The organism is Alteromonas sp. ABH4_453 (assembly GCF_056160665.1).
Genome location: NZ_JBSWXP010000007.1, coordinates 51841 through 73277 on the forward strand (window position 1 = coordinate 51841; position 21437 = coordinate 73277).

A 21437-nucleotide genomic window follows, 5' to 3' on the forward strand; every position below is an offset into this window, starting at 1 on the left:
ATGTTAAGAAAACTTATAGCGATAGCATTATTAGCGGCGAATACGTCACAGGCAATGAGCGCTGAATTTAATGAGCAACGAGACAGCGAAAAGCCGAATATCGTTCTTGTTGTGGCAGAAGATTTAAGCGCGCGTATTGGTGCCTATGGTGACGACGTTGCGCGTACGCCAAACTTAGACAGCTTGGCTAACGAAGGCGTAATGTTCAACAATGTGTATACCATGGCTGGTGTTTGCGCACCATCTAGAGCGGGGCTTATCACTGGTGCTCCGCCACACAGAGTAGGCCTTCAGCATATGCGTACAGCAGACAGAGAGTATTTTGGTGTTCCGCCTGCACAGGTCAAAGCCTATCCTGAAATTCTTCGTAAAAATGGGTACTTTACTTACAACGATATCAAGACCGACTACCAATTTGCCAAAGGTGCCGTTGGCGTGGGGCCTTTTACTATTTGGAGTGCTAACGGAAATGTTCGCAACCCTGAAGACTCGTTAGTGCCTTCGGCATGGAGAACACATGACCTGCAGGGTAAACCGTTTTTCCTAAACTTAAACCCTTTTATTACACACGAGTCAGCGCTGTTTATACCAGAAAATACGCCGCCTCATTTACAACAAATGAACCAAATCAGTGAGGGGATCCGCGCAAACTACCAATTCAGTACACCCGACTTAGATAAAATTACGGTGCCTCCTTATTTAGTCGATACAAAAGAAACGCGGCAGGAAATCGCGAGGTTTTATGAGAATATCGAGGTGATGGACCAACAAGTTGGCGCTGTCATCGAGAATTTGAAGAAAGATAAACTGTGGGACAACACCATCTTTATATTTACCACCGACCATGGTGATGCGTTGCCTCGCAGTAAGCGCGAAGGGTTAGTATCAGGTATCAAAGTGCCAATGATTATGCACATTCCTGAAAAATATAAACCTGATTGGATGCCAGGAAGTGGCCAAACGATAGACAGGTTAGTGTCTTTTGAGGACATTGCCCCAACCCTGTTGGGTTTTGCAGGAATCGAAAGGTTACCCTATATGCAGGGAATTGATTTGTCTGATGACGCACCGGTCAAACGGCACTATATTTTTGCTGATCGTGCCAGAATGGACGCTGTCGACCTTCGCTCTTACTACGTGTTAGACGAAAAATATCAGTACGTACGCAACTACGCTACCCAACCAAATGGCTCTGAAATTAAATTCAGAAACGTACTCTCATCAGTTAAAGCGTTGAACAATGCTAAAGCGAGCAACACGCTTACAGCTCAGCAGAAAAAATGGTTCGACAGCAAGGTGCCAGAGGAGCTTTATGACTTATCAAAAGATGCCGAGCAGCTTGTTAACTTAGCGAGCAATCCGGATTACGCCCATGTTCTGTCGCGTTTCAGAGAGCAGTTGGATAACTGGCGTAATCTTGGTAGTGACTACAACTTAATTGAAGAGAACGTATTAATTCAAGATAGCGGAAATCGTCATGACGCGCAGCAAACAACCCTTCCTGCCGTTGCCGAGATTGATGAGATCACAGGTAAAGTTTTCATAGCCCCTAGAACAGAAGGTGCATCCATAGGCTATAGCTATGACAACAAAGTATGGCAAGTTTATGAGAAAAGCTTTGTACCAGATAGTGCGCACAATAAGCTTTTCATCAAAGCGGTACGCTATGGCTGGGCAGAAAGTGAAGTTATCACATTAATGTACTAGCCACCACTAAGCTGGCTCTGCAAGGCTGCGCCAGCGCCTTCAAAGGAATCTCTCTGTAAAAAAATCTGCTACAGCCTTCTAGTCCAGCTGTAGCTATTTTTGTAATCTTTCAATACCTAACTATTTGCTACCTCTTATTCCTTAAAACATTTTCCTTGCGATAAAAAGTACATCTAGCTAGCGGCGGGTCGGAGAGAGAACGCATAGCTTAGACCAGCACGTATCAGTGAAAAGCTCACTCATGAATATGTCACAAGGGCCTTTTATGAGCACATACAGTAAGTATCGCCATTGCCAATACCTGTATATCGAGGCGAACAATTATCCTTCGAATCCTATGCAAATTACTATCAAGTGAGATAAGCGGTAGAGACAATAAAAACCAGAAGGGGTACTTGTATGACTGCTTTAGATAAACAAGGCGTAGCGGCGTCTAAACATGGTGTGATTTTAGTTTTAGCAGCCATTATGCCCACTATGGCAATCATTTCTTTAGTACCAGTTTTGCCGCTATTTATGAAAGAATTTGCCTATATAGAAGGCGCTGAATTTCTAGTACCAATGGCAATGACAATCCCCGCGCTTTGTGTAGCACTGTTCTCTCCCATAGCCGGATGGCTATCAGATAGAGTTGGCCGAAAGCCAGTGTTGCTTACCGCGCTAATCATCTATGCATTCATTGGACTTGCACCCTTCTTCCTCACTAATTTGTTCCATATTATTTTATCTCGCGTGGTGTTAGGTATGGCAGAGGCTGCCATTATGACGGTCGCAACAGCACTCATTGCAGATTACTACACGGGTAAAGAACGTCAGCGATGGGTAACAATACAAATTGCCAGTGTCAGTATTAGTGCAATAGTACTTATTGCCTTTGGCGGTATTTTAGGAGAGCTGTTAGGCTCAAGAGGCCCTTTCTTATTGTATATTCTCGCTCTACCCATAGCCCTCTTAGTCCACCGGGTTTTGTTTGAACCTTCCGCGTCTTCTAAAAATACCGCATCCGGCGTGAGAACGCCGTGGCGCGACATTCTTCCGATACTTATAACAACGTTATTTGTTGGTGTAATCTTCTATACCATCATAGTTAAATTAGGAGAGATATTAGCGCTATCAGCCGAGGTCTCACCAGGTGTCATTGGGGGGATTGGTGCCGCTGCGAATATCGGTGTTGCGCTAGGGTCTATCGCATTTAAAAAAGCCAAAGGGTTAACTGGCCCATCGCTTATAGCTGGTGGTCTAATGCTAGCTACTTTAGGCTATGTGGGCGCGGCGGTTTCCACGTCGTTGGTTATGACTTCTGTATCTGTGGTGATAGCTTGCTTGGGCTTTGGCTTGTTACTACCCACCACACTCAACTGGGTATTGAAAGTGCTACCAGTAAATGTTCGCGGAAAAGGCACTGGACTGTGGACTGGCGCATTTTTCCTTGGGCAATTTAGTGCGCCAATTCTGGTTACCTTACTTCAGGTAGAGTTTGGTGGTCTGTATAACGTATTGATGCTATTTGCGACGCTAGCGTTTTTGGCCGCGCTACTAGCGCTTGTAAAAACAAAGCATGCGCAGCCGCTTGTTGCAAAATAGCCGATAATTAAGATTCTCTGCGGGCCCTCATGCACCTAGGGCCTACATTTTTCTAGGCTTGTATAGCTTATACGTATTAGAATTAAACAAGTCGATATGATTGATAGTGGCAAGAGAGTGCTCTTTTAATAAAGCCTCCACACGCGCACCTTGTCCTTTTATCATGGCATCTGCAATAGCATGATGCTGAGTATGAGCGTATTTGAGGCGATGAAACTCTCTGTCTAATTGGTTCGGGTCGTATGCAATGGCACTTACCGAGGCGAAAGGAAAATGTTCATTTAGCTGCAACGCACTTTTAATCGACGTGTTTCCGCTTGCGTTGATAATAATATCGTGAAATGTTTCGTTCATCTGTTGATATGCTTCTATGCCAGCCTCATCAATGCTGCCATCAACAAATAGTGCATCTCCTTGTGCCAAGCACGTTTTTAGCTGTTCAATTGTGTGCTCGCTGCATCCTATCTCAACCGCTTGTCTGGCTGCTAGCCCTTCAAGTACACCGCGTACTTCTACCGAATTCGTAATTTCTGTGACGGTGACTTCTTTTACTCGATAGCCTCTAGCAGGAAGCTTTTCAAGAAGTCCTTCCTGCGCTAAAGAGCGCAGCGCAATACGAACCGGGGTTCTTGATACTCCCAAGGCTTCTGCAGCTTGCGTTTCTGCCAGACGCTTCCCAGCAGGGAATTCACCCATCAATATTTTCTCTCTAAGAATACTTACTACGGCTGGGTTCGTTTTTGTCTCGCTCATAATTCACTTACATACATCGAAATTGGATCCAATTTACCGTTTTTAATCAGTGCAACTCAAGCCCTGTTTCCTGCTAATTGGCGATTATCAAGGGTGCTTAGGACCTTAAAGGACACGTTATTTAATTATTGGATCCAATTTACGTTTAAATAACTTGATTTTAACGTGTTATGGCATATATTGGATCCAATTTTGGATGGGGACAACAATATGAAAGAAAAAATTTATCCGTTAAACACATGGTATGTAGCGTGTTATTCACATGAAGTAAATTCTGACAAACCATTAGCACGTACAATTTGCGATGTGCCGCTGGTTTTTTTCCGCGATAGCAATAAAACCGTTGCTGCGGTTGAAGATTTTTGTCCCCACCGCGGCGCACCTCTTTCGCTAGGCTATGTTGAAAATGGAAAGTTGGTGTGTGGCTATCATGGCCTCGTGATGGGGAGAGAAGGTAAAACCGACGCTATGCCCAAGCAGCGGGTAGACAAATTTCCTTGCATCAAAGCGTTCAAAGTCGTCGAAAAGTACGGCTTTATCTGGCTGTGGCCGGGCGAACAAGACCTTGCAGATGAAGATGCGTTACCTAATCTATTTTGGGCTGATAGCCCTGACTGGGCTTATGGTGGTGGGCTGTATCACATTAATTGCGATTATCGGTTAATGGTAGATAACCTTATGGATCTCACCCACGAAACCTACGTGCACTCAACAAGTATCGGGCAATCAGAAATAGAAGAAGCACCAGTAAATACAAAAGTTGAGGGTGCGCAGGTAGTGACGTCACGCTTTATGGAAAATATTGTAGCCCCTCCATTTTGGCAAGCGGCTTTGGAAGCTAATGATTTACCTAAAGAAGGAAGCGTAGACCGATGGCAAGTTTGTCGCTTCGACTTACCCAGCCACATTATGATTGAAGTGGGTGTTGCTGTGGCGGGAGAAGGCGGTATCAATGCGGCACCAGATAAAAGGGCTGGCAGTATCGTTGTCGACTTTATAACGCCAGAATCTGACCAATCCATACATTATTTTTGGGGAATGGCGCGAGATTTCAAAGTTGATGATACAGCACTAACTGAGCAAATTAAGCAGCAGCAGGGAGCGGTATTTGCTGAAGATCAAGAAATCTTAGAAGAGCAACAGAAGAACTTAAACTTATATCCCGATAGGCAGCTTCTCATGCTGGATATCGATTCTGGCGGTGTTATGGCCAGAAGAATGATAACCCGCGCTATCAAAGCTGAAAGCCGTTAAATCACGGGAGATAAAGTTTATGCAAAACGTTAAGATAACACTTAAAGAAAAGCTCACCGATAACATTACAAAGCTTAAACTAAGTGCCGTTGATGGTACAAGTCTGGCGCCATGGGAACCCGGTGCACACATAGAACTGCATTTAGCTAATGGGTTACTCAGACAATACTCCTTGTGTGGCGCTTCTAACAATAGCGACTATGAAATTGCAATTCTGCGTGAAAGCAATAGCCGTGGCGGCTCATCGTATATTCACGATGAGTTGGAAGCAGGTCATGAGCTACAAATTAGTGAACCCAAAAATCACTTCCCGTTTACCCACACCGCTAAGGATACTACAGTGCTATTTCTTGCCGCAGGAATTGGCATTACGCCTATTTTGCCTATGGCAGAGTTATGCGAGGAAAAAGGGCTGCCCTTTGAATTTAGTGTGTGTGCAACTAATGCCTCTGCAATGCCCTACGGCGACAGAATAAGGCAGTTGCCAAATACGAAGTTCTACTTTTCTAACGATACTCAGTCGTCTCGACTTAGCGTAAAGGACTATTTGAAAAGTAAATCTACCCATATGCCTATTTATGTGTGCGGCCCTCAGCGATTTATTGACGATGTTATAGAAAGTGCACTTGCGCTTGGTTGGAATGACACGCTAATAAACCGAGAGTACTTTTCAATCGATAAAAGCAGTCTTGAAAGTGACGAAGATAAAGCTTTTGATGTCGAGATAAAAAGTACCGGTCAAATAATTCATGTTCCTGCAGATGAAACCATTCTTACCACATTAGAAGACAGCGGCATTTTTCTTCCTGTTGCGTGTGAAGAAGGGGTCTGCGGAACCTGCGTAACTAAAGTTCTGGAAGGTGACGTCGAGCATCGTGATGTGTTTTTAAACGAAGAAGAAAGAGCGGATGGCGCCTTGATGACACCGTGTTGTTCGCGAGCAAAAGGCACAAAGCTGGTATTGGATCTTTAACTTTAACAGGTTTTAGTTTTTTATATTTAAAGCAAAAAAGCTAGCAGTGAACTGCTAGCTTTTATTTTATAAGCACTTTAAAGGTTTAGATAGGCTGTGCTAATGCAATGATAGACTCGCGCATAATTTGTGTGTGTTCGGCTTTATCGCCACCTTCGATTTCTATCTGACATAAGCGAGCAGAATTTTCGACAACCATTCTACAGCGCTCCCAGCGTCTTTCTAAGAAGGAAGTGAGTGCCTGTTCAACTGTAACATCCTTTGCTAACTCTTCAGCTAAAACGATGGCACTTTCAATGCCTATGCACGCCCCTGAAGCTAAATGCGGAGTGGTTGCGGCCACAGTATCACCAATCAGCACCACTCTTTTTCTATGCCAGGGGGCAGGTACTAAAAGATTTCCCAGAGCTCGAAAATCGATAAGTGAATTTTCATTCAGCATATCTTTAAACTGATTAACCATGGGGGCAGGGAAGGTACCCATTAATTCTTTCAGTTTTTCAACGTAAGTGGCAGGGTCGTATTTAGGTCTTTCCTTTTTGTCTTCTGTCAAAAACAAGTACATTTCATCTTTAGACATAGGGTTAACACCAACTTTCAAGTGCGGACCTACCCACATCATCGTATTTTTTACTTCAGGAAGTTTTGGCAGCACAGCGCGCCACACACCTTGGCCGATATATTTTGGTGCTTCAACTTCAGGAAATACATCTTTACGTACTTGCGAGTGCACGCCGTCTGCACCGATAACTAGGTCGTAGGTTTTGGTCGTACCGTCGGTAAAACTGACTTCTACTCCCTTATCGGTATTAACCATTTCTTTATAGGTACAGCCTAAGCGCACATTCGCGCCAGACGCCAGGGTTTTCTCGGCAAGGATCTTCGCAAGGGTGGGGCGCATAATTGCGCCTGCGCCTGGTATGCCCTCAGCGTTGGCAACAGAGGGAGTAGGGACATGCGCTAAGTGCAAGCCGTGCGGCGCAAATACATCTAATCCGTTATGTGCATGGCCTTGCTCTAAAAACTCATCCAATATCCCAATCGTTTTGAATGCTCGTAAAGTTGCACCGCCAATGCTGATACCCGCGCCGTCTGTACGCCAGTTTTCATCTATCTCTACTAAGTCTGTTTCTATATTGCGCTTTCTTAATTCGATAGCGGCGGTCATACCTGAAAAACCGCCCCCAATTATTAAAACATTGCTCACACTTGATTTCATAATTTAAAGGCCTTTATTGTTTTTTTTGAAATCCAAATTTGTTGGTTCGATTCAATCCGTATTGGTATTTTTTGAATTCGCTGATGTTTACAAGGTCCTTGAATACAAACACCCGTCGCTATGTCGAACAGCGCGCCATGTGCAGCACAAACAATATGCTCGCCTTTTACATCAGTGTACTCATGTCGTTTCCATGGAAGTGTAGTACTGTTGTAATGAGGGCAAACATCCAAATAAGCGAAAAATTGGTTGTTTTTTCGAGTAACGAAAAACGTATCTTTTCCATTTTCGCTTATTTTAAACCCTTTTGCCTTCCCCTCCGGGATCTCTTGGGTACTGCACACTAAGTGTTCGTCCATAACGGCAGTCTATTTAGCAGGTGGTCCACCTGAAGGTGCCCACTTCTCTCTATGTTCTAACAAAAAGATTTGAGAGTAGTCTGGCCCCATGTTCGCTGCGCGCTCCTGCCACGTGTCGTCATGTTGATCCATATCGGCATCAAATTCCATATTGCAACCAAACGGACTTTTGAAATACCAAAACCAATTCGACCCATAAATGTGGCGACCGGGCCCCCAAAAGCTCTGATAACCTTTGTTCACCATGTTTGTGCCCGCCCTAACAACATCTGTCGGGCCGCCAAGGTGGAACGTAAAGTGCTCAATACCCTTCATGTGAGGTGGGGTCTTTATAAAGAACAACGTGTGATGGTCTGTTGTACCTGCTGGGCGCATAAACGCCCCAACACCATTAAATCGGTCAGTGGTTTTAAAGCCCAGGCGCTGCTCGTAAAACTGTTCCATAGCGGCTGAGTCAGGCACAAAATATACAACGTGAGATAATGAGTGGATCTTCGGTGGCGTTGATTCGTCTACTCCGTTCACATTCACACCACGGTTAATATCGCCCGGCGCATTTATTTTTTCTGACCGTAAGTCTGTTGTGTTGCGAAGGGTAATTTGAAAACCTAATACAAAGCCTAAATCGTCGACAGCTTCAATACTTCCGTCAGAAAGTACTTTTACTTCTCTGTCTTTAGACAATTCGGCGTTAATGGCATCTAAACTCGCTTGATCCGGAACACCGTAAACCGTTTTTCTAATGCTAGCGCCGGTTTCTAACGGTGCAGGTAATGAAGGGTCGTCTTTCAACCGAATTTCTAGGCCGGTACCGTCTTGAGCAACAAAATTGTGCTCATCTACTTGTTTAAGCCCATAATCCAAAACGAATTGTGTTGTTGCATTTGTGTCATCTACACCAAAGACTAGCTTGTCTAAGCCAATAATATTCATCGTTTTTTCCTTCTAGGCAGTACGTGCGTTAAAGGTTTCTGCAACCCAGTCCGCAATGTATTGACCCGCGTTAGCACTGTTATCGAAACTCGAGTGTTGAACACCACCTTCTCGCTCGGTAAAAATCTTAAGTTCGCGTTTCGGGCTGTTTACAAGCTGCTCATAGGTTCTTTCTGCCCATTTAAGAGGGATTTGTGAGTCCTTCGAACCATGGGTGACCAAAAATGGCACTTTGATCTTTTCAATTTGCCCGTCTAAGTGAACTTTCTCGGCGATTTCCATGAATTCTTCCATGGTTTCTGCACCCCATACCCATTTCACGTGCGCCCAGTAATGCGGCACTGGGAAATCACCTTCCTTTTCTAAGCGGCGCTTCTGAACATCACGCCAGTCATGGTTTGCACCCCAGCATACACCCAAGGCTAAACGTGGCTCGTTAGCGACTGCGCGGGGGCAGAAATAACCGCCTAACGATACGCCTTCCATGCCAATGCGATTGCTGTCTATCTCTTCGCGCTGTTCAAGCCAATCAACAGCTGGAGACGTCCAGTGCTCGCTGTCGTAACGGGCGTGAAGGCCTTGCAGTCTTAACGCTTCACCTGTTCCAGGCTGATCTAAAATCAACGAAGAAACCCCACGCTTGGCCAGCCAACCCGGTAAGCCAACGCGATATTTCATTTCTTTGGTTGAGTCTAAGCCGTTAACTTGGATTAACACGGGGGCGGGGCCTTCTACATTTTCAGCTCTGACATACAGTGCTGATATGTGTTTGCCTTCATAAGGAATTTCCACACGCTCGCAGTTTTCTTTGCCCAAGGTAATAGATTTTTGAAAAAGCTCGAGCTGATGCTTATACAACTCTAGGCGTCCTGGCGCTTTGTGGGCTTGTAGGCGTTCGCACGTAATTAAGTACGAGGAAGCACGGTTGTATTTTTCAGCCGCTGAAAACAGTCGGCCTCGGCTTTCATCTTCTTCAGCAAGCTCGACGAGTTTATTTGCCATTTTTGCCCAGGTATCACGAAATGCCTGCACACCTTCTTTGTCGGGTTGTTTTGCCGCTTCTTTTAATGGCGCACACATTTCTTCAATTTCGCCAATACGTGCACCCATTTCTATGGCCAGGTCGACTGACAGGTTCCAAACATAGTTTGTCGGGAAATATTTAAACATTGTAGTTTCCTGATTTTTCTGCGGCGCAAATGCGCCAAGTTAGCTCTGATAATTTATTTTTTTATAAATGCAACTGCGCGAACAAAGCCTGCAGAGGCGTGTTTAATTTTGTAAGGAAAACAAGAGATCAAAAATCCAGTTGCGGGCAACGCTTCTAAGTTGCTCAATTTTTCCATTTGACCGTAACCAATATCTCGACCTGCTTTATGGCCTTCCCAAATTAAGGAGGCATCGCCGGTCTCGGCAAAGCGTTCACGTGTGTATTTGAAAGGAGCGTCCCAACTCCAGGCGTCAGTGCCCACCACTTTTACGCCTCTTTCAAGCAAATACATTGTGGCTTCGCGGCCCATGCCGACCCCTGCGTCTAAGTAACCTGGTTCACCAAATATCTTGCCTGCACGGGTGTTAACCACAACAATGTCCAGCGGCTGTAAATCGTGATTAATGCGTTGCAGCTCTTTTTCCACATCGCTGGCAGTAATAATGTAACCGTCTTCAAAGTCGCGAAAGTCCAGCTTTACGCCCGGTTGGAAACACCACTCCAGGGGCAATTCATCAATACCGAATGCAGGCTTACCGCCATCAGTAGTTGAGGCATAGTGCCAGGGTGCATCCATATGGGTGCCGCTATGGGTGGTTATTGCAAGTCTTTCTGCCGCCCATGATTCGTTGCCAGGTAACTGATCGAGGGTCAGCCCCGGAAACATTGACGCCATTTCGGGCCAGCCTTCCTGGTGGTCCATGTAATCGATTTTGGGCAATAAAGGCGGTGGGTCGGTGTGTGGGTTATTGTCTAACGTCACCGACAAATCGATAATTTCGTATTCTCTTGGGTTAAACATTTGAGGTCTCCAACTCTACGTTTTGGATAATGTCGCCAAACAAGCTGAAGCCATTTTTATCTGGCGCTCGCATCGTTATTGTTTCGCCCACTTTTAAGAAAGGCGTATTGGGTTCGCCAAATTGAACAAGCTCTTTCGCGCGGAGTTCTGAAAGGCAGGCTTGGCCTTTGTTAGGTGTGTTATCAGATACCGTGCCCGAACCAACGACTGAGCCAGGTGGAAGGCTTCGTGCTACAGCAATATGTGCGATGAGTTGGTCAAACCCAAAGAACATCTTTGCGCCATCAGGTGCACCAAACCACTCGTTGTTTCGGTGGATTTCTAAAGGTGCACAGACTTTTGAATCTTGCCAATGCTCACCAAGTTCATCTGGCGTAACGGCAATAGGTGCGAAGGCTGTGTCTCCTTTTGCTTGTACAAAGCCGAAACCCGTTTTCATTTCGCGGGGGGCAAGGGCACGGAAACTGACGTCATTTAACATGACGACCAGACGAATGCTCTGCTTGGCCTCTTCTTGTGATGCGCCTACAGGAACATGGCCAGTTATTACGCCGAACTCACCTTCAAAATCGATACCGTGTTCTTCTTTTGCGGCAAAAAGCGGTTCGCGTGGACCCCTAAACGAAATGCCAGAGCCTTGGTAAACCAAAGGGTATTTGTCGGCGCCTTCAATAGGATCTAAGTTGAAGGCTCTTTGCATTAAGTGCCCGTGATTTAAATAGCAAGAGCCGTCAAGCCAGCTCCAAGCGCGGGGTAGGGGCGCTAAACATTGCTCGGGCTTAAAGTGAGACGCATTATTCGCGTTCCCACTATTAAGTAACTGATATCGCTCGTTAAGCTTGTCATAACACGCATCCCAATTATCCAGTGCAAACTGCATAGTTGGGGCAATATCACTAACCTCTGTACACAAACTATGGTCCTTAGAAACAAGTACTAGCTTGCCATCAGGCTCATTGCTTTTGAGTGACGCTAACTTCATTGAATAAAGTCTCTTCGTAATTAAAAGTTTTAATTATTGTTAACAGAAGATGGTAGTATTCAGAGTTACTAAGCAAAAATCGTTTGTGCCGATACGTGATATCTCAAAAACCGTTGGTACAAAATAGGTAGATAAGTTCTCGGGGTAGAAATGCGGTACGAAAAACTAGACTTAAACCTGCTGGTGGCGTTAGAAGTTTTGCTAGAAGAAAAAAACATTACGAAAAGCGCTTATCGACTGCACCTTTCGCAGTCGGCAACAAGTGGTATTTTATCTCGTTTGAGGGACTATTTTGATGATGATTTGCTTGTACAAATGGGTAAGCAAATGCACATCACGCCACTTGCCGCTGAAATGCAGCAGCCAGTCAGCGAAGTGCTAAGCACTATTAGAAACCGCATTATAGATAAGAAAATAAACACACCAGAATTATCAAATCGCAATTTCAAAATTATTGCGTCAGACTATGTAATGCAGGTGGTGCTGGCTGATTTATTGGCCTACGTCACGAAAGTAGCGCCGAACATAACATTTGAATTTATGTCTACTTTTGCTGGTGATTTAGACAGCCTCGCAAAACAAGGCGCTGACCTTATTATTGCCCCTTCTGCTTTCATGCTCGATGGCTATTCATCCCAAGAAGTTTTAGATGATGAGTTCGTTTGTATAGCGGATGAAAACAACAGCAAGCTAAATGGCCATATTACCCTAGAACAATTCTCAGACATTGGCCATGTAACCATTGGCTATGAAAAAGCGAGTCAATTGAGCATAGAGAAATGGATGGTAGACTCAGATGAAGTTAACCGCCGGGTAGAAGTCATCGTCAACGATTTCTCTAGTATGTTTTTTACAGTGATAAATACCGAAAGGGTGGCCCTAGCACCAAAGCGTCTTGCTGAAATTAACGCAAAACATCTCCCTATAAAGATTTATGATATTCCGTTTAAAACGCCACAGTTGAATGAGTCTATGATGTGGCACCCAAGTTTAAATAACGACCCGCTACACAAGTGGCTGCGAGAACAAATTCTTAAACATAGGCCCTAAAAGGTTATAAAAAAGGCTCTACGACCTAGTATTACTGCTGCCTAACTCCCACACAGCCGTTGGGCCTTGCTCAATACAGCGTTAACCGTTGTCCCATAATGGTTAACGCTGTATTTGTACCAAAGCCATGCGTTTACTCACCTTCGACAAAAATCTATGAAATGTACAAATATTGATGCGCTTTCGCCATTATAAAAGCAGGGCGCATTCATATAATAGAGGTACGTTTTAATTTGGAATACGTCTAATGACTTGGCAGAAAAAAGATTACGAGGACATTCCTGGTACCTATGTGTTCGATGGCAAGCGCGCTCACCCTGCTTATGCTCTAAATAAGCTACTGTTTTCTTTTAACAACGAAGAAAACAGAACGGAATTTGATAAAGACCCTGCAGCATATTGTGACAAGTATGGTGTTAAAGGTGAGTATAAAGACGTCGTGGTAAATTCTGATTTTCTACAAATGCTTCGATTAGGCGCCAACATATACTTCATGGCAAAAATGGCTATTCCTCGCGGCGTGTCTGTACAAGACGCAGGTGCAGCTTTTCAAGGTATTACAACGGAAGAATTTAAGCAGAACTTGGTGGCCAAAAGCGACGGTCTTATAGAAAAAATTAAGAAAAAAGGAGACTACTGGAATGGCTAAAATCATTGGTGGAATAACCAGTTCGCACATACCTGCCGTTGGCAACGCTATTACTGAAGGTCTTCAGCAAGAGCCTTATTGGAAAAGATTTTTTGACGGGTATGGACCTGCGAAAGACTGGTTAAATGAAGTAAAGCCAGACCTGGTTATTGTTGTATACAACGACCATGGCTTAAACTTTTTCTTAGATACCGTTCCGACCTTTGCTTTAGGGTGTGCAGATGAGTATCACAATGCTGATGAAGGGTGGGGTTTAAAGCCGGTTAACCCGTTTAAGGGTAATGCACCACTTTCTTGGCATATCGCAGAGTCGCTTATTGAACAAGAAATAGATATCTGCACTTGCCAAGAAATGAAAGTCGATCATGGTTTTGTTAATCCTATTCGCGCGTTGTTTGGCGATTGCGAGGAGTGGCCGGTAGAAGCTATTCCGCTTGCTGTAAATACAGTACAGCACCCAGTACCGACTGCTGCTCGTTGTTTAAAATTGGGCAAGGCGTTGGGTAAAGCACTGGAGTCATATCCTGAAGACCATAAAGTTGTGATATTGGGTACGGGCGGCATGTCGCACCAGCTTCAAGGCGAACGAGCCGGTATTATAGACGTCGACTTTGATCTTGAGTGCATGGATAAGATAGCTGAAGAACCTGAATGGATGACGCAGTTTTCAAATGCTGAAATTATGGAGCGAGCGGGAACAGAAGGTATTGAAACCATCATGTGGCTGGTCATGCGCGGTGCGCTAAAAGACGATGTTAACGTGATACACAAGCACTACCATGCACCTATTTCAAATACGGGCGCAGGTGTGTTGGTTTTAGATAACCGCTAAGATAACGCGGCGTACATAACGCCGTAAGCATAGCGTAAACAAAAAAGCGGCGAGTACATGTGAAGTACCCGCCGCTTTTTATTTAGCAGTATTAAAATTCTTCTGTGTCTATATCAGCCTGTGCAGCGGCTGGATATCTTGGGCCTTGCACCGTTTCTTGATTAATTAACTGACCGGCGCGCACTAATATATTGCTATCAATGGTTAATTCGCTCGCCCGCAAATTCTCCTCTAAATGAGTGATAAAGCGGGTGCCGGGTAAAGCGTGTATATAGTCTGCTTGTTTCAAAACCCAATGAATGGCCAGTTGCGCGGGTGTGCATTCAGCTTCATTTGCTAAGGCTGCAAATTGGGCGAATATACGTCGGTTTTGCACCCAGTTTTCACCTTGGAACCGAGGCATTCCCCGCCTAATATCACCACTATCTAAGTCATCAATATGGGCAAATGTATTACTTAAATATCCACGTGCTAAAGGGCTAAAGCCAACGAAAGCAACGTCTAGTTCTTCGCATTTTTTCAGAACCGCAATTTCTGCATTACGTGTCCACAGTGAATACTCTGTTTGCATCGCGGCTATTGGATGAATGGCGTGCGCTCTAACAAGCGTTTCGGCAGACGCTTCAGACAAACCAATCGCGCCAATCTTGCCTGCTTTAACCGCATTTGCCAACACGCCAACACTGTCTTCTACCGGCACGTTAGGGTCAATCCTGTGCAAATAGTACAAGTCGATAAAGTCGGTTTGTAAGCTTTTTAACGCATTATTAAGCGTAGCCTCTATAGCTTTAGGCGAGCCATCAATAGTGCGCTTGCCGTTCACGCCAGTCATCCCGCACTTACTGGCCAGCAAAATCTTGTCTCTGAAGGGTTTCATCCCTTTTCCGACAATGCGCTCATTTTCTCCGAAGCCATATAATGCCGCAGTATCAAAATGATCGACGCCTAAATCATAAGCCTTGTGTAGTAAATCGATAGCATCATTTTCGCTGAGTTTGCCAGAATAGGCATGGCTAAAGTTCATACAACCAAAGCCAATCTCACCCACCTGTTTACCCAAAAGATTACGCGTTTTGATAATCGCCTCCCACTACGCTAGCTGTTGCTCAAGGTCATGAAGCACTTTATAGCAGCCCAATACGCTCGCCACGCTAGCATTGGGTTGGCGGCCTTCTTTTATCGCGCTAATAAATTCGCGGTCTTGTAGTTCAATACCATTTAATGATACATCAACGGTAGACACATCAATTGGTTCTTCATGGCCGTTAACAAGGTCGTCGTATCTTGCGATATAAGTGCCGTTGTCGCAGATGTATCGGAAGAATGTACCTAACGGTCCGTCATTATTGAAAGATAGTGAAAGGGTACAAATGGCGCCATTTTCAGCTTGAAGCTGAATTGACATATCCATAGCAATACCCAGTTCAGGGTGAATCGGCCCCTGTACGGCGTTCGCTTTTACAATAGGCGAGCCTGCTTGGTAGGCAAATAAATCAACCGTATGAGCAGCGTGGTGCCAAAGCAAATGGTCTGTCCAAGAACGAGGCTCACCTTTCGCATTAATGTTTTTGCGACGAAAGAAATAAGTTTGAACGTCCATTTGCTGAATATTCAATTCACCCTTGCGCAAACGCTTATTTAGCCATTGATGAGACGGGTTAAAGCGGCGAGTATGACCCACCATGCATACCAAATTAGACGCTAGTTGTGCATCCATGACGGCTTGAGAGTCTTCCCAACTGTCGGCGAGTGGTATCTCAACTTGTACGTGTTTGCCCGCCTGCATGCATAAAATAGACTGCTCGGCATGCATCTGGGTGGGGGTGCAAAGAATAACGGCATCGGCATCAGAGGTTAGTGCCTCTTCAAGTGTGGTGTACACATGGGGAATCTTGTACTCATCGGCAACCGCTTGCGTTTTTTGCGGGTTTCGGCCCACTAAACCGACAACCTCAGCATCATCAATTTTGCTCAATGCATCTAAGTGCTTTATGCCAAAAGCGCCAGGACCTACAACTATAATTTTCATAAAATCTTCCTCAATTTCAAAAGCAGTATCGAGCCTTAAGACCAATAAAGCTTCATTGGGTTATCAACCAAAAGTTTGCGCTGTAATCTTTCTGTAGAGGCAATAAGCGGAATGAAATCAACCAGCTTTCCGTCATCCGGCATGTGACTTTTCATATTCGGGTGAGGCCAATCTGTGCCCCAAATAACACGGTCTGGAAAGCGTTCAACCACTTCTCTGGCGAAAGGGATGACATCGTGGTAACCGTTACTCGGTCCAGCCAGTGAGATTCGCTCTGGGCAACTCACCTTCGACCAAAAATTGGTGTTCTCTGTCATTAGTTTTAGAAATAACCCAAACTCTTCACCGTCTACCGGTTTACTCACGTCGGGACGACCCATGTGATCAACAACAACCGTGGTAGGCAGTGCGGTAAAAAACGAATAAAGCTCTGGTAGTTCTTGGGCTTCAAAGTAAATAACAATATGCCAGCCAAGTTCTTTAATGCGGTGCGCTACCGTATTTAATGCATCAAACGGCAGGGCATCGACTAAACGTTTAACAAAGTTAAAGCGCACGCCTCGTACGCCAGCTTCGTGCAGTGCATACAACTCTTCATCTGAAATATCAGGTTTTACGGTGGCAACGCCTCGCGCAAGTCCCTGAGAGTTGTTTAGCGCATCAACTAATGCACGGTTGTCGGCGCCGTGACATGTCGCCTGCACAATAACATTTCGGCTAAAACCTAAATAATCACGCAGCGCCCACAACTGCCACTTAGATGCGTCACATGGCGTGTATTTTCGCTCAGCAGCAAAAGGAAATTGTTCACCAGGGCCAAACACATGGCAGTGCGCATCTACCGCGCCTTGCGGTAATGTAAACTGTGGTTTCGACGGTGATGGGTGCCAGTGTAACCAATCTGGATCAACGGTAAATTTGCTCATAGCCCCATTCCTTTTAGTTTGGCATCTAGTCGAGGGTATACCCTACGAGCATTGCCAGAAAATATTAACTGCTTATCTTCTGTTGGAATATCCAACGCATCAATATAGCGTTTTGTGTCATCAAAATAATTACCCGTTTGAGGGTCAATACCTCGCACTGCGCCAATCATTTCTGAGCCGAATAGAATGTTTTTAATGTCAATAACATCGAATAACAGATCTATCCCGGGTTGATGGTAAACACAGGTGTCAAAATACACGTTTTGCATTACATGTTCATCGAGTGGAGGCTGCTTTAGCATATCAGCTAAGCCACGATAACGCCCCCAGTGATAAGGTACGGCACCGCCGCCGTGTGGAATAATAATGCGCAGTTCGGGGAAGTCCTTAAATAAATTACCCTGTAAAAATTGCATGAATGCCGTGGTATCTGCATTCATATAATGAGCACCCGTAGCGTGGAAGTTCGCGTTACACGAGCCCGACACGTGGATCATGGCTGGTACATCTAGTTCTACCATTTTTTCATAGAATGGATACCAGCTTTTGTCCGTTAAAGGCGCTGATGTCCAATGGCCACCGGATGGGTCTGGATTTAAGTTGCAGCCTACAAAGCCCAGCTCATTAACACAGCGCTCTAGCTCATCTATAGAGTTTTTGATTGGAACACCGGGTGACTGGGGTAATTGGCACACACCAATAAAGTGTTGAGGGTACAAATCGACAACGCGCTTAATCAGGTCATTGCATGCGCTGGTCCACTGCTTTGATACTGCTTCATCGCCAACGTGGTGCGCCATCGCAGATGCGCGCGGCGAAAATATTGTCATGTCTGAACCACGCTCTTTTAGTAACTTAAGCTGGTTTTTCTCAATACTTTCTCGAATTTGGTCATCGCTAATATAAGGAACTTCAGGCAGCGCCTTGCCATCTTTAAACGCTTTAATTTGCGCCTCTCTGAAAAGCTGTAGTGGCTCGGGTGCAGTGGTGTAATGTCCGTGGCAATCAATGATCATGTTCGGTCCTCTTTATCGTTTTTATTCATGAGCTAGTGTAGGGTCAGAGTCGGGAGCAAACACCGTTCCCTGCATGAGCAGTCTGGCTGTGCGCAGTAAAGCGGCGCGCTTCACTTCAAATGTTTCGAATGCATCAGCATTTGCGACCTCCATATCTACCTTGAACGCTCCCGTTGGATGCTCAATTGCAAGGGGCACAGCAGATTGCAATTCGTTATCACGTTTAGCGCAATGGCGGCGATAAAGGTCGTAGGCAACGGTGCCTTTTGCCAAGCAAGCCGTCGCAACGCTAACTGAGCCTAAAACGCCAATAGCGTCGTGTACTCTGTGTGGAATAAAGGTACGAGTATTGATATCTCCGCCATTTAGAGGGGCAGAAATGATCGTCATCTTAGGGACCGTTTTGGCCGTGACATCGCCTAACTGCATCATTTCGCCAGCCTTAAGCCTGATAGCTTCTACTTTTTGTTTTAAGGCGGCATTACTTTCTAATTGTTCTGGTGTTTCGCTTCCCTTAAGTCCCAGCGAGTGAGCATCAATTAGCACGACCGGCATACCATTATCTATACACGTAATGTTAATTTCTTCTACGGTATTTTGAGCGGCTCCAGTAGGGAATAAGCTACCACAGGAAGAGCCTGCAACATCTAAAAAGTCGATATAAACAGGGGCGGCGGTATTAGGTACGCCGTCAATACTCGCACTGCCTTCGTAATTGACCACGCCGTTAGGCGTTTGAACTCTTACTACAGCGAACGTGTTGGTATTTACCATGCGAATACGTACATCGGTTGTCGTATCCTGCGCTTTTACTAGCCCCTGCTCAATAGCAAACGCACCCACGCCGGCAAGGATGTTTCCGCAGTTTTGCGTATCGCTGACCTGGGCTTTATCTACCGCTACCTGTAAAAATAAGTAGTCAACGTCGGCTTCTGGATTAGACGACGGGTTCACAACGGCCACCTTACTTGTTAGCGGGTGACCACCGCCCACACCGTCTATTTGCCGGCTATCGGGGGAGCCCATAACCGACAATAAAAAGGCATTTCTACGATGAACATCAAGGGGTAAATCTTTGGCTAAAAAATAGAGTCCTTTAGAGGTTCCGCCCCTCATTAGGCACGCAGTTACGGCTTTCATAAGTGCTATTGCTCACCGTGCTTTACATAGCGAAGGCCTTTAGCTGCCAGGCGTTCGCGCATATTATAAATATCCAGACCAAGCTCACCTTGTTCAAGGCGTTTGCGTTTGGACTCTTCGTTTTCTACGCGCAGCTTAACCTTTTCAAACGTGTCATCTGCTTCTTCTTGTTTAACCACCACAACGCCATCATCATCAGCAACAACAATATCCCCAGGGTTTATCAAAGCACCTGCACAAACAACAGGTACATTAACACTAGCAATCGTCTCTTTTACGGTGCCTTGTGCAAACACGGCTTTAGACCACACAGGGAACTTCATGTCAGTTAAGGTAGCGATATCGCGAACACCTGCATCAATAATCAGCCCTCTTACCCCTCTTGCTTTTAACGATGTAGCCAACAGGTCACCAAAAAAGCCATCTGAACAAGGGCTGGTTGGCGTAACAACCAATACATCTCCCGGCTGACACTGCTCAACCGCGACATGAATCATCCAGTTGTCTCCCGGCGCTACTTGGCATGTAACCGCAGGGCCGGCTATTTGAGCAGGTCGATAAATAGGGCGCATATCTTGCGCTAAAAGCCCCTTTCTACCCTGCGCTTCGTGAACGGTAGCAACCTCTGACCCCTGATATTTTTCAATGGTTGACAGAGAAGGTCGTGGGCAGTCTGTTACGCAAATAGCCATTAGGGTATTCCTTTAATATTGAAGTCTCTCGATTATGGATAACTCGGCGCTGAAAAGAACGTTAGATTGCTGCCCTTTGCTATTAATTTTTTCTATAATGACTAAAAAACATTAGGGGCATACGTTGATTTTTAATACGCGTCACTTGCTTAGTGCTATGAAAGTTAGAGAGTTCGGTACGCTAACCGAAACGTCTCAGCATATTCATTTATCACAATCGGCCTTAACGCAAGGCATCAACAAGCTGGAGTCTCAGCTTGGCCACACAATTTTCGAACGCACCCAGTCAGGTATGTTTACAACAGATGTAGGCGATGTTTTTTTGAAGCGGGTAACAAGAGCGTTCGACTATTTACTGTCTTTTGCCAATAACGTGTTTGAAAAAAGTGCGAAGAGAAAAGAAGGGTTTTTACGGCTGATTACAACCCGTCAACTTATTGCATTAATTACGGTTGTAGATACCGGAAATTACACCAACGCAGCGACAAAGCTGGGTTTAACGCAGCCAACGCTGGGTAAAACGATTAAAGACCTAGAATTTACGCTTGAACAAAAGTTATTTCGTCGAATTCCCACTGGTGTCGAACCAACGTGGAGAGCAAAGCAGCTTGCTCGTCTTGCTCATTTATTTGTAGCTGAAATTGAACAAGGGCTACAGGAAGTCAACGAGTTCGTTGGGCAGCGCTCTGGCAAAATACGTATAGGCAGTTTGCCGCTGGCAAGGGCAAACATAGTACCTATGGCGGTGTTGCGGTTATTAGAGGAATATCCCCAAGCAGAAGTGAGTATCGTTGACGGCCCATATGAGGAACAACTTGTTGGCTTGCTGCAAGGGCAAGTTGATATCATTGTAGGGGCATTGCGTGCCCCCAACCTTGATAACACAATCACGCAGCACAAATTGTTCGACGATAAACTGCACGTTGTAGCGCGCAAGCACCATCCTTCTTTAGCGACCATAGAAGAGGGGACTTACGCTTCCAACATAAGTAAATGGCAATGGGTTATTCCCAAAGCCGGTACGCCAACGCGAAAGGTTTTTAATCGCATGTTCGAGCTTGAAGCTATGCCGGTACCCAAAGATATTATCGAATGCAGTACTATGATGGCGATCCGCGGGATCTTGTTAAAAAGCGACAGAGTAACCTTGTTATCTGCAAGGCAAGTTCAAGACGAGGTCGATGCTGGTTTGCTTTATGTAAGCCCCAACCCCTTGCCAGATAGCTGTCGAGAAATAGGCTACACACTAAGACGCGATTGGCAGCCAACAGCACTTCAAAGACGCTTCCTTGAAGTGCTAGATGAATATAAACGTAACTGAACGTCT

The 21437-nt window shown here is 45.2% G+C and carries 21 protein-coding genes; 8 read left to right on the forward strand and 13 right to left on the reverse strand.

Translation table 11 applies throughout. The features are described 5' to 3' along the window. Entirely contained in the window at window positions 1-1707 is a 1707-nt protein-coding gene (locus ACXAGV_RS14670; RefSeq protein WP_474873897.1) for a sulfatase family protein, read from the forward strand. Between the two features lie 399 nt (window positions 1708-2106). Beyond that, window positions 2107-3291 (forward strand): MFS transporter, encoded by a 1185-nt coding sequence (locus ACXAGV_RS14675; RefSeq protein ID WP_474873898.1) that lies wholly within the window; start codon window positions 2107-2109, stop codon window positions 3289-3291. Window positions 3292-3333: 42 nt separating this feature from the next. Here the strand turns inward: ACXAGV_RS14675 and ACXAGV_RS14680 are convergent, their stop codons facing one another. Beyond that, a complete protein-coding gene (locus ACXAGV_RS14680; protein ID WP_474834267.1) occupies window positions 3334-4044 on the reverse strand; it encodes a GntR family transcriptional regulator in 711 nt (236 codons plus the stop codon). Between the two features lie 210 nt (window positions 4045-4254). On the opposite strand from ACXAGV_RS14680, the gene ACXAGV_RS14685 reads away from it, so the two are divergent. Together ACXAGV_RS14685 and ACXAGV_RS14690 are read left to right on the forward strand one after the other, a co-directional pair. Then, window positions 4255-5298 carry a Rieske 2Fe-2S domain-containing protein gene (locus ACXAGV_RS14685; protein WP_474805514.1) on the forward strand — a complete coding sequence of 348 codons (1044 nt, stop codon included), beginning with the start codon at window positions 4255-4257 and terminating at the stop codon, window positions 5296-5298. A gap of 19 nt (window positions 5299-5317) precedes the next feature. Next, window positions 5318-6271, forward strand: coding sequence for a PDR/VanB family oxidoreductase (locus tag ACXAGV_RS14690; RefSeq protein ID WP_474873899.1), 954 nt, complete (start codon window positions 5318-5320; stop codon window positions 6269-6271). 85 nt (window positions 6272-6356) lie between these two features. Here the strand turns inward: ACXAGV_RS14690 and ACXAGV_RS14695 are convergent, their stop codons facing one another. The 6 genes from ACXAGV_RS14695 to ACXAGV_RS14720 are packed head-to-tail and all read right to left on the reverse strand — an operon-like array spanning window position 6357 to window position 11776. Next, window positions 6357-7490, reverse strand: a complete 1134-nt coding sequence (locus tag ACXAGV_RS14695) for an FAD-dependent oxidoreductase (protein ID WP_474873900.1) — start codon at window positions 7488-7490, stop codon at window positions 6357-6359. Continuing rightward, window positions 7487-7849 carry a Rieske (2Fe-2S) protein gene (locus ACXAGV_RS14700; protein ID WP_474828753.1) on the reverse strand — a complete coding sequence of 121 codons (363 nt, stop codon included), beginning with the start codon at window positions 7847-7849 and terminating at the stop codon, window positions 7487-7489. The genes ACXAGV_RS14695 and ACXAGV_RS14700 overlap by 4 nt, the downstream gene beginning before the upstream one ends. Window positions 7850-7858: 9 nt before the next feature. Then, a complete protein-coding gene (locus ACXAGV_RS14705; protein ID WP_474805522.1) occupies window positions 7859-8782 on the reverse strand; it encodes a VOC family protein in 924 nt (307 codons plus the stop codon). Between the two features lie 12 nt (window positions 8783-8794). Continuing rightward, window positions 8795-9952 carry an alpha/beta hydrolase family protein gene (locus ACXAGV_RS14710; RefSeq protein ID WP_474834257.1) on the reverse strand — a complete coding sequence of 386 codons (1158 nt, stop codon included), beginning with the start codon at window positions 9950-9952 and terminating at the stop codon, window positions 8795-8797. A gap of 53 nt (window positions 9953-10005) precedes the next feature. Further along, on the reverse strand, window positions 10006-10794 hold the full coding sequence (locus ACXAGV_RS14715) for a cyclase family protein (protein ID WP_474834255.1): 789 nt from the start codon (window positions 10792-10794) through the stop codon (window positions 10006-10008). Further along, the gene (locus ACXAGV_RS14720; RefSeq protein ID WP_474873901.1) at window positions 10787-11776 is read right to left on the reverse strand and encodes a fumarylacetoacetate hydrolase family protein; all 990 of its coding nucleotides are present in this window, start codon (window positions 11774-11776) and stop codon (window positions 10787-10789) included. Before ACXAGV_RS14720 ends, ACXAGV_RS14715 begins: the two co-directional genes overlap by 8 nt. A gap of 150 nt (window positions 11777-11926) precedes the next feature. Here ACXAGV_RS14720 and ACXAGV_RS14725 point away from each other — a divergent pair, with 150 nt between their 5' ends. From ACXAGV_RS14725 to ACXAGV_RS14735, 3 genes are all read left to right on the forward strand, one after another. Further along, window positions 11927-12826: a LysR family transcriptional regulator gene (locus ACXAGV_RS14725; RefSeq protein ID WP_474803097.1), complete on the forward strand. Its 900-nt coding sequence runs from the start codon at window positions 11927-11929 to the stop codon at window positions 12824-12826. A 247-nt stretch (window positions 12827-13073) separates the two neighbouring features. Further along, entirely contained in the window at window positions 13074-13475 is a 402-nt protein-coding gene (locus ACXAGV_RS14730; RefSeq protein ID WP_474803094.1) for a protocatechuate 4,5-dioxygenase subunit alpha, read from the forward strand. Continuing rightward, window positions 13468-14307, forward strand: a complete 840-nt coding sequence (locus ACXAGV_RS14735; protein WP_474803091.1) for a class III extradiol dioxygenase family protein — start codon at window positions 13468-13470, stop codon at window positions 14305-14307. Before ACXAGV_RS14730 ends, ACXAGV_RS14735 begins: the two co-directional genes overlap by 8 nt. Window positions 14308-14398: 91 nt before the next feature. Here the strand turns inward: ACXAGV_RS14735 and ACXAGV_RS14740 are convergent, their stop codons facing one another. Genes ACXAGV_RS14740 through ACXAGV_RS14765 form a run of 6 tightly spaced genes read right to left on the reverse strand, consistent with a single transcriptional unit; the run spans window position 14399 to window position 20110 of the window. Next, a complete protein-coding gene (locus tag ACXAGV_RS14740; RefSeq protein ID WP_474873902.1) occupies window positions 14399-15367 on the reverse strand; it encodes an aldo/keto reductase in 969 nt (322 codons plus the stop codon). A 30-nt stretch (window positions 15368-15397) separates the two neighbouring features. Next, window positions 15398-16336 carry a Gfo/Idh/MocA family oxidoreductase gene (locus ACXAGV_RS14745; protein WP_474803085.1) on the reverse strand — a complete coding sequence of 313 codons (939 nt, stop codon included), beginning with the start codon at window positions 16334-16336 and terminating at the stop codon, window positions 15398-15400. Window positions 16337-16371: 35 nt separating this feature from the next. Beyond that, window positions 16372-17262, reverse strand: coding sequence for an amidohydrolase family protein (locus ACXAGV_RS14750; RefSeq protein WP_474803082.1), 891 nt, complete (start codon window positions 17260-17262; stop codon window positions 16372-16374). Next, the gene (locus ACXAGV_RS14755; RefSeq protein ID WP_474857220.1) at window positions 17259-18278 is read right to left on the reverse strand and encodes an amidohydrolase family protein; all 1020 of its coding nucleotides are present in this window, start codon (window positions 18276-18278) and stop codon (window positions 17259-17261) included. Before ACXAGV_RS14755 ends, ACXAGV_RS14750 begins: the two co-directional genes overlap by 4 nt. Window positions 18279-18299: 21 nt before the next feature. Continuing rightward, the gene (locus ACXAGV_RS14760; protein ID WP_474834244.1) at window positions 18300-19418 is read right to left on the reverse strand and encodes a 4-oxalomesaconate tautomerase; all 1119 of its coding nucleotides are present in this window, start codon (window positions 19416-19418) and stop codon (window positions 18300-18302) included. Window positions 19419-19423: 5 nt separating this feature from the next. Then, window positions 19424-20110, reverse strand: a complete 687-nt coding sequence (locus ACXAGV_RS14765; protein ID WP_474803073.1) for a 4-carboxy-4-hydroxy-2-oxoadipate aldolase/oxaloacetate decarboxylase — start codon at window positions 20108-20110, stop codon at window positions 19424-19426. 124 nt (window positions 20111-20234) lie between these two features. On the opposite strand from ACXAGV_RS14765, the gene ACXAGV_RS14770 reads away from it, so the two are divergent. Then, on the forward strand, window positions 20235-21431 hold the full coding sequence (locus tag ACXAGV_RS14770) for a LysR family transcriptional regulator (protein ID WP_474873903.1): 1197 nt from the start codon (window positions 20235-20237) through the stop codon (window positions 21429-21431). Window positions 21432-21437 lie beyond the last annotated feature (6 nt).

What these genes read in the sequence shown, in the direction of transcription:
- ACXAGV_RS14670 (WP_474873897.1), top strand. Translation starts at nt 1, where the DNA reads ATGTTAAGAAAACTTATAGCGATAGCATTATTAGCGGCGAATACGTCA.
- ACXAGV_RS14675 (WP_474873898.1), top strand. Translation starts at nt 2,107, where the DNA reads ATGACTGCTTTAGATAAACAAGGCGTAGCGGCGTCTAAACATGGTGTG.
- ACXAGV_RS14680 (WP_474834267.1), bottom strand. Translation starts at nt 4,044, where the DNA reads ATGAGCGAGACAAAAACGAACCCAGCCGTAGTAAGTATTCTTAGAGAG.
- ACXAGV_RS14685 (WP_474805514.1), top strand. Translation starts at nt 4,255, where the DNA reads ATGAAAGAAAAAATTTATCCGTTAAACACATGGTATGTAGCGTGTTAT.
- ACXAGV_RS14690 (WP_474873899.1), top strand. Translation starts at nt 5,318, where the DNA reads ATGCAAAACGTTAAGATAACACTTAAAGAAAAGCTCACCGATAACATT.
- ACXAGV_RS14695 (WP_474873900.1), bottom strand. Translation starts at nt 7,490, where the DNA reads ATGAAATCAAGTGTGAGCAATGTTTTAATAATTGGGGGCGGTTTTTCA.
- ACXAGV_RS14700 (WP_474828753.1), bottom strand. Translation starts at nt 7,849, where the DNA reads ATGGACGAACACTTAGTGTGCAGTACCCAAGAGATCCCGGAGGGGAAG.
- ACXAGV_RS14705 (WP_474805522.1), bottom strand. Translation starts at nt 8,782, where the DNA reads ATGAATATTATTGGCTTAGACAAGCTAGTCTTTGGTGTAGATGACACA.
- ACXAGV_RS14710 (WP_474834257.1), bottom strand. Translation starts at nt 9,952, where the DNA reads ATGTTTAAATATTTCCCGACAAACTATGTTTGGAACCTGTCAGTCGAC.
- ACXAGV_RS14715 (WP_474834255.1), bottom strand. Translation starts at nt 10,794, where the DNA reads ATGTTTAACCCAAGAGAATACGAAATTATCGATTTGTCGGTGACGTTA.
- ACXAGV_RS14720 (WP_474873901.1), bottom strand. Translation starts at nt 11,776, where the DNA reads ATGAAGTTAGCGTCACTCAAAAGCAATGAGCCTGATGGCAAGCTAGTA.
- ACXAGV_RS14725 (WP_474803097.1), top strand. Translation starts at nt 11,927, where the DNA reads ATGCGGTACGAAAAACTAGACTTAAACCTGCTGGTGGCGTTAGAAGTT.
- ACXAGV_RS14730 (WP_474803094.1), top strand. Translation starts at nt 13,074, where the DNA reads ATGACTTGGCAGAAAAAAGATTACGAGGACATTCCTGGTACCTATGTG.
- ACXAGV_RS14735 (WP_474803091.1), top strand. Translation starts at nt 13,468, where the DNA reads ATGGCTAAAATCATTGGTGGAATAACCAGTTCGCACATACCTGCCGTT.
- ACXAGV_RS14745 (WP_474803085.1), bottom strand. Translation starts at nt 16,336, where the DNA reads ATGAAAATTATAGTTGTAGGTCCTGGCGCTTTTGGCATAAAGCACTTA.
- ACXAGV_RS14750 (WP_474803082.1), bottom strand. Translation starts at nt 17,262, where the DNA reads ATGAGCAAATTTACCGTTGATCCAGATTGGTTACACTGGCACCCATCA.
- ACXAGV_RS14755 (WP_474857220.1), bottom strand. Translation starts at nt 18,278, where the DNA reads ATGATCATTGATTGCCACGGACATTACACCACTGCACCCGAGCCACTA.
- ACXAGV_RS14760 (WP_474834244.1), bottom strand. Translation starts at nt 19,418, where the DNA reads ATGAAAGCCGTAACTGCGTGCCTAATGAGGGGCGGAACCTCTAAAGGA.
- ACXAGV_RS14765 (WP_474803073.1), bottom strand. Translation starts at nt 20,110, where the DNA reads ATGGCTATTTGCGTAACAGACTGCCCACGACCTTCTCTGTCAACCATT.